14 protein-coding genes and 2 pseudogenes are annotated in these 13,995 nt (G+C 75.3%); 9 read left to right on the top strand and 7 right to left on the bottom strand.

Going from position 1 to position 13,995, the window contains the following annotated elements:
* Nucleotides 1-34: 34 nt before the first annotated feature.
* Both ACYVI6_RS05505 and nucS read right to left on the bottom strand, forming a co-directional pair.
* Nucleotides 35-466 (bottom strand): organic hydroperoxide resistance protein, encoded by a 432-nt coding sequence (locus tag ACYVI6_RS05505; RefSeq protein WP_460445407.1) that lies wholly within the window; start codon nt 464-466, stop codon nt 35-37.
* A 65-nt stretch (nt 467-531) separates the two neighbouring features.
* On the bottom strand, nt 532-1,227 hold the full coding sequence (gene nucS, locus ACYVI6_RS05500) for an endonuclease NucS (protein ID WP_460445406.1): 696 nt from the start codon (nt 1,225-1,227) through the stop codon (nt 532-534).
* A gap of 78 nt (nt 1,228-1,305) precedes the next feature.
* Here nucS and ACYVI6_RS05495 point away from each other — a divergent pair.
* Together ACYVI6_RS05495 and ACYVI6_RS05490 are read left to right on the top strand one after the other, a co-directional pair.
* Nucleotides 1,306-2,946, top strand: a pseudogene (locus tag ACYVI6_RS05495) (3-hydroxyacyl-CoA dehydrogenase family protein).
* A gap of 43 nt (nt 2,947-2,989) precedes the next feature.
* A complete protein-coding gene (locus ACYVI6_RS05490) occupies nt 2,990-3,274 on the top strand; it encodes a hypothetical protein (RefSeq protein WP_284290266.1) in 285 nt (94 codons plus the stop codon).
* On the opposite strand, the gene ACYVI6_RS05485 is transcribed toward ACYVI6_RS05490, so the two are convergent.
* From ACYVI6_RS05485 to mce, 4 genes are all read right to left on the bottom strand, one after another.
* Complete coding sequence (locus ACYVI6_RS05485; RefSeq protein ID WP_460445405.1) at nt 3,271-3,654, bottom strand: DUF952 domain-containing protein; 384 nt, start codon at nt 3,652-3,654, stop codon at nt 3,271-3,273. The two genes, ACYVI6_RS05490 and ACYVI6_RS05485, sit on opposite strands and share 4 nt — an antisense overlap.
* Before the next feature lie 29 nt (nt 3,655-3,683).
* Entirely contained in the window at nt 3,684-4,937 is a 1,254-nt protein-coding gene (locus ACYVI6_RS05480; protein WP_460445404.1) for an AI-2E family transporter, read from the bottom strand.
* A 22-nt stretch (nt 4,938-4,959) separates the two neighbouring features.
* Nucleotides 4,960-6,300 carry a putative bifunctional diguanylate cyclase/phosphodiesterase gene (locus tag ACYVI6_RS05475; protein WP_460445403.1) on the bottom strand — a complete coding sequence of 447 codons (1,341 nt, stop codon included), beginning with the start codon at nt 6,298-6,300 and terminating at the stop codon, nt 4,960-4,962.
* A 350-nt stretch (nt 6,301-6,650) separates the two neighbouring features.
* Complete coding sequence (mce, locus tag ACYVI6_RS05470; RefSeq protein ID WP_460445402.1) at nt 6,651-7,073, bottom strand: methylmalonyl-CoA epimerase; 423 nt, start codon at nt 7,071-7,073, stop codon at nt 6,651-6,653.
* 90 nt (nt 7,074-7,163) lie between these two features.
* On the opposite strand from mce, the gene ACYVI6_RS05465 reads away from it, so the two are divergent.
* The 4 genes from ACYVI6_RS05465 (at nt 7,164) to ACYVI6_RS05450 (ending at nt 11,511) form a co-directional block, all read left to right on the top strand.
* Entirely contained in the window at nt 7,164-8,375 is a 1,212-nt protein-coding gene (locus ACYVI6_RS05465; protein WP_460445401.1) for an acetyl-CoA C-acetyltransferase, read from the top strand.
* 7 nt (nt 8,376-8,382) lie between these two features.
* Nucleotides 8,383-9,354: an ArgK/MeaB family GTPase gene (gene meaB / locus ACYVI6_RS05460; protein WP_460445400.1), complete on the top strand. Its 972-nt coding sequence runs from the start codon at nt 8,383-8,385 to the stop codon at nt 9,352-9,354.
* Nucleotides 9,355-9,505: 151 nt separating this feature from the next.
* Complete coding sequence (locus tag ACYVI6_RS05455) at nt 9,506-10,411, top strand: ABC transporter ATP-binding protein (RefSeq protein ID WP_460445399.1); 906 nt, start codon at nt 9,506-9,508, stop codon at nt 10,409-10,411.
* Nucleotides 10,408-11,511 carry an ABC transporter permease gene (locus ACYVI6_RS05450; protein ID WP_460445398.1) on the top strand — a complete coding sequence of 368 codons (1,104 nt, stop codon included), beginning with the start codon at nt 10,408-10,410 and terminating at the stop codon, nt 11,509-11,511. Before ACYVI6_RS05455 ends, ACYVI6_RS05450 begins: the two co-directional genes overlap by 4 nt.
* Here the strand turns inward: ACYVI6_RS05450 and ACYVI6_RS05445 are convergent.
* Nucleotides 11,508-12,215: a VOC family protein gene (locus ACYVI6_RS05445; protein ID WP_460445397.1), complete on the bottom strand. Its 708-nt coding sequence runs from the start codon at nt 12,213-12,215 to the stop codon at nt 11,508-11,510. The genes ACYVI6_RS05450 and ACYVI6_RS05445 overlap by 4 nt on opposite strands.
* Nucleotides 12,216-12,271: 56 nt before the next feature.
* Here ACYVI6_RS05445 and ACYVI6_RS05440 point away from each other — a divergent pair, with 56 nt between their 5' ends.
* The 3 genes and pseudogenes from ACYVI6_RS05440 to ACYVI6_RS05430 form a co-directional block, all read left to right on the top strand.
* Complete coding sequence (locus tag ACYVI6_RS05440) at nt 12,272-12,577, top strand: thiamine-binding protein (RefSeq protein WP_460445396.1); 306 nt, start codon at nt 12,272-12,274, stop codon at nt 12,575-12,577.
* The gene (locus tag ACYVI6_RS05435; protein WP_460445395.1) at nt 12,574-13,098 is read left to right on the top strand and encodes a GNAT family N-acetyltransferase; all 525 of its coding nucleotides are present in this window, start codon (nt 12,574-12,576) and stop codon (nt 13,096-13,098) included. The genes ACYVI6_RS05440 and ACYVI6_RS05435 overlap by 4 nt, the downstream gene beginning before the upstream one ends.
* 74 nt (nt 13,099-13,172) lie before the next feature.
* Nucleotides 13,173-13,995: pseudogene (locus tag ACYVI6_RS05430) on the top strand (hypothetical protein); the annotation flags it as partial.

The raw sequence follows: 13,995 nt of genomic DNA, 5'->3' as shown, positions 1-13,995 counted from the left end.
GGCGACGCTACCGGCGGTGCGGCGTGCCGGCCGGTCAGGCCTCGACGGCCCGCACGGTCACGGGCACGTTGCCGCGGGTGGCCTTGCTGTACGGGCAGACCTGGTGCGCGCCCTCGGCGAGCTCCTGCACCTGGGCGAGCTCGAGGCCCGGGATGGCCACCTCGAGGTCGACGGTGATCGCGTAGCTGTCGCCCTCGGGACCGAAGCCCACGGCGGCGGTGACCAGCGAGCCCGACGCGTCGAGACCCTTCGACTTCGCCACGAGGCCCAGCGCGCCCTGGAAGCAGGCGGAGTACCCGGCCGCGAAGAGCTGCTCGGGGTTGGTGCCGGTGCCCGGGCCGCCCATCTCCTTCGGCGAGGTGAGGTCGAGGTCGAGCACGCCGTCCTCGCTGGTGGCGTGGCCGGTGCGACCGCCGGTGGCCGTGGCGCGGGCGGTGTAGACGATCTTCGTCGGGGTGTTGGTCATGCCTGGTGCAACCGCGTGCACCGCACCCTGTTCCCGGCCGGCGGCGTGACGCAGGTCGCAGGCCGCTAGAACAGCCGCGCCTCGACGTCGTCCACGCCCTTGAGCGCGTCGTAGTCGAGGGTCACGCAGCGGATGCCGCGGTCGGTGGCCAGCGTGCGCGCCTGCGGCTTGATCTCCTGCGCGGCGAACACGCCGGTGACCGGGGCGAGCAGCGGGTCGCGGTTCATCAGCTCGAGGTAGCGCGTGAGCTGCTCGACGCCGTCGATCTCCCCGCGGCGCTTGATCTCGACGGCGACCGAGCCGCCGCCGCCGTCGCGGCAGAGGATGTCGACCGGGCCGATCGCGGTCATGTACTCGCGGCGCACCAGCTGGTACCCGTCGCCGAGCGTCTCGATCTGCTCGGCGAGCAGCCGCTGCAGGTGCGCCTCGACGCCGTCCTTCACCAGACCGGGGTCGACGCCGAGCTCGTGCGCGGAGTCGTGCAGCACCTCGTGGATGCGCACCACCAGCCTGTCGTCGCTCTTGGCGTGCTGCACCGTCCAGACCTCGCGCACGCCCTCGGCGACGTCGACGTCGTCGGGCTCGCCCACCGTGAGCGTGCACGGCGGGCTCATCCAGTTCAGCGGCTTGTACGAGCCGCCGTCGGAGTGCACCAGCACGCTGCCGTCGGCCTTCACCAGCAGCAGCCGGTTCGCCAGGGGCAGGTGGGCGGTGAGCCGGCCGACGTAGTCGGCCGTGCACGCAGCGATGACCAGACGCACGACCGCGACCCTACCGGCCGTCCGACGTCTGCCAGGATGCGCGGGTCGGCGACGGGTCGGACCTCTGGAGGCTGCGCGATGGCGCGCGAGATCTGCACGGTCGGCGTGGTGGGGCTCGGCACGATGGGGGCCGGGATCGTCGAGGTGGCGGCCCGCGCCGGGCTGACCGTCGTGGGCGTCGACGCCGACGAGCGGGGCGTCGCAGCCGGTCGCGGCCACCTGGAGCGCTCCCTCGACCGCGCCGTGCGCCGTGGCCGGCTCACCGACGACGACCGGACGGCGCTGCTCGCCCGGGTGCGCCTGGCGGTCGGCCTCGACGAGCTGGCGGGGTGCGACCTGGTGGTCGAGGCGGTGCCCGAGCGGCTCGACCTGAAGCGCTCGGTGCTCGGGCGCCTCGACGACGTCGTGGGCGCCGACGCGGTGCTGGCCACCAACACCAGCAGCCTGTCGGTCACCGAGATCGCCGCCGCCACCGCGCACCCCGGCCGGGTCGTGGGCCTGCACTTCTTCAACCCCGCTCCCGTGCAGCGGCTGGTCGAGGTGGTGCGCACCGTCGTGTCGGACGACGCGGCGGTCGCCGCCGCGACCGACCTCGCGCTGCGGCTCGGCAAGCGGCCGGTGGTGGTGGGCGACCGCGCCGGCTTCGTCGCGAACGCGCTGCTGTTCGGCTACCTGAACCGCGCGGTGGCGGTGTTCGAGCAGCGCCAGGTGACGCGCGAGGACCTCGACGTCGCGGCCCGGCTCGGCCTCGGTCTGCCGATGGGCCCGCTCGCGCTGCTCGACCTGATCGGGCTCGACACCGCCCTGCAGATCCTCGAGACGATGCACGCGCAGAGCCGCGACCGGCTGCACGCGCCCGGCCCCGTGTTTCGCCAGCTCGTGGCGGCCGGGCTGCTCGGACGCAAGACCGGCCGCGGCTTCTGGACCTAGGACGGCCCCGGATCGGGCCGCACCGTGCCCGACGCGCTGACCCCGGCCGCGCCGCAGCAGGTGGGGGCCGACGTCCGCACCGTCGGCGTGGTGGGCGACGGTCCGGCGGCCGACGCGGTGGCGCAGGCGCTGCAGGGCGCCGACGTCGACGTGGTGCGCCCCGCCGGCGACGACCTGGCGGCGCTCGCGGAGGTCGACCTGGTGCTCGAGGCCGGTGCCGACGACGTCGAGACCGCCCGTGCGGTGTTCGCCCGGCTCGACGCCGTGTGCCGGCCCGGCGCCGTGCTGGCGACCACCGCCCGGACGGTGCCGGTGATCGAGTGCGCTGCCGCCACCGAGCGCCCGTCCGACGTGGTGGGCGCGCGCTTCGTCGCCCCGACCCCGGCCGGCCGGGTGGTCGAGGTGGTGTCGACGGTGACGTCGTCGGCGGGTGCCGCGGACGCCGTGGCCGGGTTGGTGCAGCGCGTCGGCGCCTACCCGGTGCGCTGCCCCGACCGCGCGGGCGGCGTCGTCGACGCGCTGCTGTTCCCGTACCTGAACGACGCCGTGCGCACGGTCGACACCGGGTACGCGTCGGCGGACGACGTCGACACCGCGATGACCGCCGGCTGCGGCTACCCGGCCGGACCGTTCGCCGTGCTGGACGACGTGGGGCTCGACGTCGCGCTCGACGTGCAGCGCCGCCTGCTGGCCGAGCAGCGCGAGCCCGGCCTCGCGCCGTCGCCGCTGCTCGAGCAGCTCGTCACCGCCGGCCGGCTCGGACGCGGCACCGGCCGGGGGTTCCGCTAGGGGCCGGGCGGCGGCCGGCCCGGCGCTGGGGGAGGATCGGGCCGTGCCCCGCGCCAACCGCCGCCGCGACGAGGCGCCCCGTCCCCTCGGTGGTCAGGGGCGGGTGCCCGAGCGCCGCGAGCGACTGGCCGACGGCGAGTGGTTCGTGCGCGAGGTGGCCGGCGCGCCCGGGCGCGAGTACCGCTGCCCGGGATGCGAGGGCGTCGTGCCGGCCGGCACCGCCCACGTGGTGGCCTGGCCCGCCGACGGCCCGTGGAGCGCGGCCGGCGCCGTCGACGTCCGCCGGCACTGGCACCGGCACTGCTGGGCGGCCCGCAGCCGCCGCTAGGTGGCCTGGGGTCGCAGCGCCTCGACGTCGGGCAGCGTCCACGGCTCGCCCGGCTCGTGCTCGACACGCACCACCTCGACGACCGCCTGCACCGGCACCACGCCGTAGACGTGCGGGTACGGCCCGTCGGTCACGTCGTGCGGCGTCTCCCACAGCACCGACGCGCCCTCGTGCTCGAGCCGGTCGACGTCCAGCACCAGCACGTCGACCGCCGGCACGTCGGCGTAGAACCGTTGCAGCACACCGGGGAGCTGCTCGGCGGTGGAGGCGTGCACGAAGTCGGCCTCGACGATCGACGTGCCGCGGGTCGAGACGTCGTAGCTGCCGTCGGCGGCGGCGCGCTCCCAGTCGTGCGGGAGGGCCGCGTGCAGGATGCGCATGCGCCGACTCTAGGGCCGACGTCCAGCGGTCAGTGCTGCTCCTGCCGCGGCACGAGGACCTCCTCGTAGAGCAGCAGCAGGCTGGCGGCGACGGGGATCGCCAACAGCGCGCCGAGCACCCCGAGCAGCGTGCCGCCGGCGAGCGCGGCCACCACGGTGATGGCGCCGGGCACCGCGACCGTGCGGCTCATCACCCGCGGGGCCACCACGTAGTTCTCGACCTGCTGGTAGGCGACGTAGTAGATCGCCACGATCAGCGCCGTGGTGCCCGACTGGAACAGCGCGACCAGCACCACCAGCACGGCGCCGATCGTCGCGCCGACCATGGGCAGCAGGCCCAGCACCCCGACGCAGACCGCCAGCACCGCCGGGTAGGGGACGCCGACGATCTCCATCATCACGAAGCTGCAGACGCCGTTGATCGTGGCGACGCCGAGCTGCCCGAGGAAGTACCCGCCCACGCGCCGGCTGGCCTCGTCGCCGAGGTACTCCATGCGGTCGCGCCGCGAGCGCGGGGCCATGCGCAGCACCGAGCGCTTGACGGCGGGCAGCGACGCCAGCATGTAGAGCGTCAGGACGAGCACGGTGAAGGCGCTGAACAGGCCCGACACCACGGCCTTCGAGGCACCGAAGACACCGCCGAACACCGACGTCCAGAGCGACTGCGAGGTGGCCCGCTTCTGCAGCTCGTCCTGCACCTTCGTCACGATGCCGTACTGGGCGTCGAGGTCGCGGAACACCCTGCTCTTCAGCAGGTTCTGCACGTAGTCGGGTGCGTTCGTGGCCAGCGCGGTGGCCTCGGTGACGACCGGCGGCACCACGAGGGCGATCACCCCGACGAACAGCAGCACGACCCCCAGCAGCACCAGCCCCACGGCCCGGCCGCGGCGGTGCACCCGCCGCTCGACCGCCCGCACCACCGGGTCGAGCCCGAGCGCCAGGAACAGCGCCACCACGAGCAGGGTGATCACCGACGACAGCTGCTGGACGACGGTGACCAGGCCGTAGGCGATGAACACGCCGATCGCGCCGATGAAGCCGACGAAGAACGGGGACCGCCGGTTCAGCGGCCGGCCCATCGGCGGCGCGTCGTCGTCGCGCGGGCCGGGCGCCTGGTCGGCCACCTGGGCGCGGGCGCGGTCGGTGGCCTCGACGTCCCCCGGGGCGCCGGGCACGGGGTCGGCGTCGACGCGGGCCAGCGGCACGTCGACGTCGTCGCCGGCGTCGCCGTCACCGTGGCGGACGGAGCGGTCCGGCCGCGCGGGGCCCTCGGGGTGGGTCATGCGCTCGACCCTAGGGGCAGGGTCAGCCGAGCGCCGCGCCCGGCGTCTGCATCCCGTGGGCGGCGACGGGGGCCGGCCGGCCGGTCAGCCAGCCCTGCACCCGGTCGACGCCGGCGGCCTGCACCGAGCGCAGCTGCGCGCGGGTCTCGACGCCCTCGGCGACCGTCGACATGCCGACCGCCCGGGCCAGCGCGACGATCGCGCCGAGCACCGCGCGCCCGGCGGGCACGTCCAGGGCGGTGACGAACGCCCGGTCGATCTTCAGGACGTCGACCGGCAGCGTCGAGAGCACGGCCAGCGAGCTGTAGCTGGTGCCGAAGTCGTCGAGCGCGACCTGGATGCCGGCCGCCCGCAGCAGCGTCAGGCTGCGCACCGCGCGGTCGACGTCCGACATCAGCGCGCTCTCGGTGACCTCGAGGGTCAGCATCGCCGGCGAGCAGTCGCCCACGGCCACCAGCACGTCGTCCGGGAAGAGCTCGTCGGCCAGCTGGTGCGCCGAGACGTTCACCGCGACCGGCACCCCCAGGACCGCCTGGTCGCGGCAGGCGATGCTCAGCACCCGCAGGCCGATGTCGCCGATCAGCCCGGCCTCCTCGGCCAGCGGGATCCAGTCGAGCGGCGGCACCAGCTCGCTGCCGCGGCGCCAGCGGGCCAGGGCCTCGTAGCTGGTGACCTCGCGGGTGCGGGCGTCGACCAGCGGCTGGTAGTGCACCTCGATCTCGTCGCGGGCGACCGCGTGCCGCAGCGCCTCCTCGGTGGCGGCGCGGGTGCGCAGGCGGTGCCGCAGCGCGTCGTCGAACACCTCGGGGCCGCCGCCGCCCGCCGCGCGGTGCAGGGCCGCGGTCCCGTCGCGCAGCAGGTCCTCGGGGCACGCGTCGTCGCCCGCCACCACGGCGCCCATCGCCACGCGCACGCGGGCGGGCAGGCCGCCCACGTTCGCCAGCCGGGTGCCGAGGTCGGCGAAGCGGCGCTGCAGGTGCTCGTGCGGGTCGCCGTCGGCCAGCACCTCGACCACGGCCAGCACGTCACCCGACAACCGGCCGAGCGCCGCGGCGCCCGTCACCGCGGGGCGCAGGCCGTCGGCGACCCGGCGCACGACCTCGTCGCCCGCCTCGTGCCCGTCGACCACCACGACCTCGTCGAGACCGGTGACGCCGCACAGCAGCACCACGACCCGTCCGGGTGCCGCCAGCTGCTCGGACAGCAGACGCAGCAGCGACTCCCGGTTCGGCAGGCCGGTGAGCGGGTCGTGCAGCAGGGGGTGCGGACCGGCGTCCGCCGTCGTCCGGGCACCGTGCAGCCGCGCGCGCCCCCTGGACAGGAGCGCGACGAGGTCGGAGACGCCGTCGGTCAGCAGCGCCACCGCGGCAGCGGCAGTCGGCACCCGGATGACATCGGCACGTGGCGACGTCACCTGAACGCCCGGCCGCCGACCCGGCGCGGCGCCGGCCCGACGCGATCGGCGGGTTCGTCGTCCCGACGCGCGGGCAGTAGGCCGTGCAGCACGCCGTGCGAGCCGCGTGTCGCCGTTTCTGCCCGTGCTGCGGGACGGCCTGGCCCAGCGAGATCTGGCAGCGACGTGTGCGGGCACTGCCCGAGGCTGCGGAACCGTTCCTGTGGCGTGCACGCCACGGGAACGGAGCGCCAGCCCACTTCACGTGGCGCACAGCCCCGCGCGACGGCCCGCCCGACCGCCGGCGGGGCCGCCCGCGGTCAGCGAGCGGGTTCGACCAGCTCGACGAGCACGCCCCCGGCGTCCTTCGGGTGCACGAAGTTGACGCGGGAGCCGGCGGTACCGCGGCGGGGTGCGTCGTAGAGCAGCCGCAGGCCGCGGCCGCGCAGCACCTCGCTCACGGCCTCGACGTCGCGCACCCGGTAGGCGACCTGCTGCAGGCCCGGGCCGCTGCGGTCGAGGAACCGCGCGATGGTCGAGGTGTCGTCGAGCGGGGCGAGCAGCTGCACGTGGGTGTCGCCGTCGCCGGCGGCCAGCATCGCCTCGCGCACGCCCTGCTCCTCGTTGACCTCCTCGTGCACCACCGTCATGCCGAGGGTGTCGCGGTAGAAGGTGATCGCGGCGTCCAGGTCGGGCACGGCGACCCCCACGTGGTCGATCGCGGTGAAGAGCTCGGCGTCCATGGCGCGAGGGTAGGCGCCGCCGCCGGCCGGTATCCTGGACGGGCGCGCGACACCGAGGTCGTGCGCGTCCCGCCAGCCCCGGAGGCCCCTGTGCCAGCGCAGCCCGACCCCGCCCGCACGTCCGTGATCGTCGCCGGCGCGCGGACGCCGATGGGCCGGCTGCTCGGGTCGCTGAAGGACCTCAGCGGCGCCGACCTCGGCGGCGTCGCGATCCGCGGGGCGCTGCAGAAGGCTGGGGTCGCGCCCGAGGCCGTCGAGTACGTGATCATGGGCCAGGTGCTCACCGCCGGGGCGGGGCAGATCCCCGCGCGGCAGGCCGCCGCGAAGGCGGGCATCCCGCTGACGGTGCCGTCCCTCACGATCAACAAGGTGTGCCTGTCCGGGGTCGACGCGATCGCGCTGGCCGACCAGCTGATCCGCGCCGGCGAGTTCGAGGTCGTCGTCGCCGGCGGTCAGGAGTCGATGAGCCAGGCGCCGCACCTGCTGCCGACGTCGCGCACCGGCGTGAAGTACGGCGACGCGACGCTGCACGACCACATGGCGCACGACGGGCTGTGGGACGTGTTCACCGACCAGGCCATGGGCAACCTGACCGAGGCGGCGAACACCGCAGACCAGGAGTTCAGCCGCGTCGAGCAGGACGCGTTCAGCGCGCGCAGCCACCAGCTCGCCGCGCGCGCCTGGAAGGACGGGCTGTTCGACGAGGAGGTCGTCGCCGTCGACGTCCCGCAGCGCAAGGGCGACCCCGTGCCGTTCCGGGACGACGAGGGCGTGCGCGCCGACACGACCGTCGAGTCGCTCGCCCGGCTGCGGCCGGCGTTCCGGCCCGACGGCACCATCACCGCCGGGTCCGCGTCGCAGATCTCGGACGGCGCGGCCGCGGTCGTCGTGATGAGCCGGGCGAAGGCCGAGGAGCTGGGCCTGGAGTGGCTGGCCGAGATCGGCGCCCACGGCGTGGTGGCCGGCCCCGACTCCACGCTGCAGCAGCAGCCCGCCAACGCGATCCGGGCGGCGCTCGCCAAGGAGGGCCTCGAGCCCGGCGACCTCGACCTCGTCGAGATCAACGAGGCGTTCGCCGCGGTCGGCCTCGCGTCGACGAAGGCGCTCGGCATCGACCCCGAGATCGTGAACGTCAACGGCGGCGCCATCGCGCTCGGCCACCCGATCGGCATGTCGGGCGCCCGCATCACGCTGCACCTCGCGCTCGAGCTGCGTCGCCGCGGCGGTGGCGTCGGGGTGGCGGCGCTGTGCGGCGGCGGCGGCCAGGGCGACGCGCTCGTCGTCCGCGTGCCGAAGCCGTAGCCCCGCGGTGGCCCGCACCGTCGACGTCCCGGCCCTCGTCGCGCAGGCCCGGGAGGGTCGCCCGCGCGCGGTGGCCCGCCTGGTGTCGCTCGTCGAGGACGCGCACCCCGCGCTGCGCGAGGTGATGGCGGCGCTCGCACCGCACGGCGGCCGCGCGCACGTCATCGGGCTCACCGGCAGCCCCGGCGTCGGCAAGTCGACGACCACCTCGGCGCTGGTGACGGCGTTCCGCGCCCGCGGCCAGCGGGTCGGGGTGCTCGCCGTCGACCCGTCGTCGCCGTTCAGCGGCGGTGCGCTGCTCGGCGACCGCATCCGCATGCAGGATCACGCGCTCGACCCGGGCGTCTACATCCGCTCGATGGCGACCCGCGGGCACCTCGGCGGCCTGTCGTGGGCCGCCCCGCAGGCGCTGCGGGTGCTCGACGCCGCGGGCTGCGACGTCGTGCTGGTCGAGACCGTCGGCGTCGGGCAGAGCGAGGTCGAGGTGGCCGCGATGGCCGACACCACGGTGGTGCTGCTCGCGCCGGGGATGGGCGACGGCATCCAGGCCGCGAAGGCCGGCATCCTCGAGGTCGGCGACGTCTTCGTGGTGAACAAGGCCGACCGCGACGGCGCCGACGCCACGGTGCGCGACCTGCGGACCATGCTCTCGCTCGACGGCGGCCGGGCTCCTGGTGACTGGCGCCCGAGCGTCGAGCGCACCGTCGCCTCCCGCGGCGAGGGCCTCGACGACCTGCTCGCCGCGCTCGACAAGCACCGGGAGTGGCTCGGCGAGGACGGCCGGCTGCGGGCCCGTCGGGTGCGCCGCGCCGCCGACGAGGTCGAGGCGATCGCCGTCACCGCCCTGCGCGAGCGGATCGGCGACCTGCGCGCGGGCGAGCGGGGCTCGGCCCTCGAGGCCCTCGCCGGACGGGTCGTCGACGGCGGCACCGACCCGTACGCCGCGGCCGACGAGCTCGTCGCCGCCGTCACCACCTGAGCCCGAGGTCACGCCGAGATGCGAGCAGTGGTTGGCTGCGTCGCCGCAGAACCAACCACTAGTCGCATCTCGGCGGGGGTCGGCGAGGTGCTGGTGGGGTGTCGGCGCCGCGGGCTAGGGTGACGCCGCGTCACGAGCCACGGGGGTGGGGATGAGCGGTCCGGCGATCGAGGTCGACGACCTGCACAAGCGGTACGGCGACCTGCAGGCGGTCGCGGGGGTGTCGTTCACCGTCGAGCGGGGCGAGTTCTTCGGCATCCTCGGCCCGAACGGCGCGGGCAAGACCACCACGCTGGAGATGGTCGAGGGGCTGCGCGAACCCGACAGCGGCAGCGTGCGGCTGCTGGGCGAGAGCCCGTGGCCGCGCAACCCGAGGCTGCTGCCGCGGATGGGCGTGCAGCTGCAGGCCAGTGCGTTCTTCGAGAAGCTCAGCGCCCGCGAGCAGCTGCAGACGTTCGGTGCGCTGTACGGCGTGCCGGCCCGCCGCGTCGACGAGATGCTCGAGCTGGTCGGCCTGAGCGACAAGGCGTCGACCCGCGAGGACCGGCTCAGCGGCGGGCAGCGGCAGCGGCTCTCGATCGCCTGCTCGCTGGTGCACGACCCCGAGCTGGTGTTCTTCGACGAGCCGACCGCGGCGCTCGACCCGCAGGCCCGGCGCAACCTGTGGGACGTGCTGCGCGAGGTGCAGGCCCGCGGCACCACCGTCGTCTACACCACGCACTACCTCGACGAGGCCGAGATCCTCTGCGACCGGGTCGCGATCATGGACGCCGGCACCGTGCTCGCGCTCGACACCCCGGCGGCGCTGGTGCGCGGGCTGCAGGCCGACACCCGGGTGGCGCTGCCCGCCGGGCTGCTGTCGGCGTCCGACGCCCGAGCGCTGCCCGGCGTCGGCCGTGTGCAGGACGGCGACGGCGAGCTGGTGATGAGCACGCAGGAGCCGGCCCGGCTGGTGCAGGCGCTCGCCGAGCGCGACCGGCTCGACGGCGTGAGCGTGCGCACCGCGACCCTCGAGGACGTCTTCCTCCACCTGACCGGCCGGGAGTACCGCGCATGACGACGACGCAGAGCGCACCGCCCGCCGCCGAGCGCACGGTCTACCACCCGTCGTCCGGCGCGCAGCTGGTGACGCTGGCCCGGGCCATGCTGCGCTCGTTCTTCCGCGACCGAACCGCGCTGTTCTTCACGTTCTTCTTCCCGCTGATGTTCCTGGTCGTGTTCGGGCTGATCTTCGCGAACCCCGGTGCGGCGAAGACGACGGTCGGCGTGGTCGGCGGCGGGCAGCTGATCGACAACCTGCCGTCGCAGGTGCTGACGCCGAAGCGCTTCGCGACCCTGGACGAGGGCGTCGCCGCGGTGCGCAAGGGTGAGCTCGCGGCCGTGCTGCAGCAGCAGGGTGACGTGCTGGTGGTGCGCTACGCCGCCAGCGACCAGGTCAAGGCGGCCACGATCAACGGCGTGCTGAGCTCGGTGGTCGACCGCGGCAACGTCGCAGCGTCGGGTGCTGCGCCACGGTTGCGCCTCGACACGCACCAGGTCGAAGACCAGTCGCTGCAACCGATCCAGTTCACCACCGGCGGCATCCTGTCGTGGGGCGTCGCGACGTCTGCTGCCTTCGGTGCTGCGTTGACGATCGTCAGCTGGCGCAAGAAGCAGCTGCTGCGCCGGGTGCGGCTCTCACCCGCGCCGGTGTGGACCGTCGTCGTCGCACGGGTCGGGGTCTCGCTGGTGGTCGCGCTGGTGCAGGCGGCCATCTACGTCGGGGTCGCGCTGACGCCGCCGTTCGGCCTGCAGCTCGCCGACAGCTGGTGGCTGGCGCTGCCGGTGCTGATCTGCGGCACCCTGTCGTTCCTGTCGATCGGCCTGCTGGTCGGCTCGATCGCCAAGACGGAGGAGGCGGCCAGCGCGATGGCCAACTTCATCGTGCTGCCGATGGCGTTCCTGTCCGGCACGTTCTTCGACATCTCGGCCGCGCCGGCCTGGCTGCGCGGCGTCAGCCAGGTGTTCCCGCTGCGGCACATGAACGACGCGATGCTCGACGTGCTGGCGCGCGGTCAGGGGTTCAGCGCGATCTGGACCGAGTGCCTGGTCCTGCTCGGCTTCGCGGTGGTGCTGACCGCGATCGCCACCCGGGTGTTCCGCTGGGACGACGTCTAACCCGCTGACCCCGACGTCGCCGGCGGCTGCGCGACGCAGAGCACCCCGCGGTTGCCGTCCTGGTCGGCGAGCACGACGAGCGCTGGCGCCTCGCTGTCGTCGACGACGGTGCCCCCGGCGGCGAGGGCGGCGGCGACGCGCTGCTCGGCGACCTCGGGCGCCACGTACACCTCGACGTGGAACCGCTGCATGGCGTCGGTCGCGTCGCCGAACCACAGGTTCGGCACCCGGCCGGTGGGGTCGCGCACCTCGTCGCTCGGCGACCCGTGGCCCTGTGCTGCGGGGTCGCCGGTCAGCAGCGCGGCCCACACCGGGGCGACGGTCGCCGACCGCGACGTGTCGAGGCCGAGCTCCACGACGCTGACCGCGGCCGGGTCGGCAGCCAGTCCCTGGTCGGCAGCCACCTGCGTGATCCGCCGGGCGAGGTCGACGTCGAGCTGCGTCACCCACTCGACGACGTGCTCGGTGCCGTCGTCCTCGCGGTACACGGCGTCGGCGCTCACCAGCCGCAGGTCGACGTGACGCCGCCCGGTGGTGAGGCGCAGGTGGTCGCCGAGCGCGTCGTCCAGCCCGCTCAGCGCGGTGACGAAGCGGGCGAGCGCGGCGAGGTCGTCGACCAGGTAGCGGGCGTGCAGCGCCTGGGCGAGCTTGCGCCAGTCGGTCAGCCGGGCCTCGGTGATCTGCGCGGACGGCAGCATGTCCATGCCCGCGGACCGTACTCGCGAACCGGCTCGGGGGGAACGCGTCTAGGGTCGGGCGCATGATCGTCGCCTTCTCCGTCGCCCCCTCCGGCTCCGACCCCGACGGCGGGGTGAGCGAGGCCGTCGCCGACGCCGTCCGCATCGTGCGCGAGTCCGGCCTGCCGAACCGCACCGACTCGATGTTCACCACGCTCGAGGGGGAGTGGGACGAGGTGATGGACGTCGTGAAGCGGGCCACGGAGGCCGTCGGCCGGCACGGCAACCGGGTGTCGTTGGTGCTGAAGGCCGACATCCGCCCCGGCCGCACCGGCGAGATGCAGGGCAAGCTCGACCGCCTCGAGGCGGCGCTCGACCAGCAGCCGTGACGCGCTACGAGGTGCGGCCGGCCGTGCCGGACGACGCCGAGGAGCTGGGGCCGGTGCACAACCAGGCGTGGCGCGAGACGTACGCCGGGCTGATGCCGGCCGACTTCCTGGCCGGCCTGGACGACGCGCGGTCCGTCGCCCGGTGGCGCGAGCGGCTCGAGCACCCCGCGCCGCACGTGGCGGTGCACGTCGCCCTCGCGGACGGCGCGGTGATCGGCTTCGCGACGGCCGGCCGGACGCGCGACACCGACCTGCCCGAGCCGGCGCACGAGCTGTACGCCATCAACCTGCTCGCCGCCCACCACGGCACCGGCGTCGCGCACGAGCTGCTGACCCGCACGCTCGACGCGGCGGTGGGCGACGCGGCCGTCAGCCTCTGGGTGGTCGACGGCAACGGCCGGGCACAGGCGTTCTACCGCAGGCACGGGTTCGCGCAGGACCCCGAGCACCTGAAGCGGCACGACGAGACCGGCGCGCTCGAGCTGCGCTACGTGCGCCCGGCCGGGGGCGGGCCCGCGTAGCAGGGACCTCACGACTGGGTCACGAAACGGCGTGGTCCCTCGTGCCGGCGGCGTCCCGCGGCCAGGGTGTGCACGTGCTGCTCGGGGCGAGGTCGCGTCACGCCCCCGCGCAGGCGGTGCTGGTCGCGCTGCTGTCGGCCGTGGTCGCCGCGACCGCCGCGGCGGGCCCGGCGCTGGCCCGGGCCTCCGAGGAGTCGGTGCAGCACCGCGTGCTGGTCGCCGCCACGCAGGCCGACCGTGGGGTCGCCGTGAACGTGCAGGCCGAGCGGCCGCCGGCCCCCGACGAGCTCGCGGCGCGCCTGCGCCCGGCGACGTCCGGGCGGCCGTGGGTCGCGCCGGTCGGCGGTGCGACGGCCGACGGGCTGGTGCGCGGTCGCACCGACGTGCTGGTGCCGGTCGTCGCCCGCGACGGCGTGTGCGAGCACCTGGTCGTCACGGCCGGGCGCTGCACGCAGGGCGCGGGTGAGGCGGTGGTCAGCCGCTCGACGGCCCAGGCGCTCGGGCTCGAGGTCGGTGCCCGGCTGGACGTCGCCGACGCCGGGACGGGTGACGACACCGGCAGCGTGCTGCGCGGCGTCCGGGTGGTCGGGCTGAGCGACCCCGTCGACGCCTCGTCGGCGTACTGGTTCGACCGGCCGCAGCGGGCCGACGCGCCGGCCGGGGGAGCGGTGCGCGGGGCGGAGGCCGTCTACGTCGGCTGGGGGACCCTGCGCTCCGGCGCCTGGCGCACGGTCACCACCACCCTCGACGTGCCGCTCGACCCGTCGGCCGTGCGGGTCGCGGACGTCGCGGCGACCCGGGCCGGGCTGACCCGGCTGCAGCGGGCGGCGACCGCTGCCGGGGCCCGCACGACGACCCGGCTGCCGGCGGTGCTCGACCGTGCCGCGGCCGCTCGGC

It is taken from the genome of Angustibacter aerolatus (assembly GCF_054776675.1).
The sequence above is the reverse complement of the archived record's forward strand: the minus strand, read 5'-3'. Positions and strand labels throughout refer to the sequence as shown.

Bases quoted from the DNA above. Each gene is read 5' to 3' on its own strand.
- mce (WP_460445402.1), bottom strand. From the start codon at position 7,073: ATGGACGCCGAGCTCTTCACCGCGATCGACCACGTGGGGGTCGCCGTG.
- ACYVI6_RS05445 (WP_460445397.1), bottom strand. From the start codon at position 12,215: ATGGACATGCTGCCGTCCGCGCAGATCACCGAGGCCCGGCTGACCGAC.
- ACYVI6_RS05455 (WP_460445399.1), top strand. From the start codon at position 9,506: ATGAGCGGTCCGGCGATCGAGGTCGACGACCTGCACAAGCGGTACGGC.
- ACYVI6_RS05480 (WP_460445404.1), bottom strand. From the start codon at position 4,937: ATGACCCACCCCGAGGGCCCCGCGCGGCCGGACCGCTCCGTCCGCCAC.
- ACYVI6_RS05440 (WP_460445396.1), top strand. From the start codon at position 12,272: ATGATCGTCGCCTTCTCCGTCGCCCCCTCCGGCTCCGACCCCGACGGC.
- ACYVI6_RS05505 (WP_460445407.1), bottom strand. From the start codon at position 466: ATGACCAACACCCCGACGAAGATCGTCTACACCGCCCGCGCCACGGCC.
- ACYVI6_RS05450 (WP_460445398.1), top strand. From the start codon at position 10,408: ATGACGACGACGCAGAGCGCACCGCCCGCCGCCGAGCGCACGGTCTAC.
- ACYVI6_RS05485 (WP_460445405.1), bottom strand. From the start codon at position 3,654: ATGCGCATCCTGCACGCGGCCCTCCCGCACGACTGGGAGCGCGCCGCC.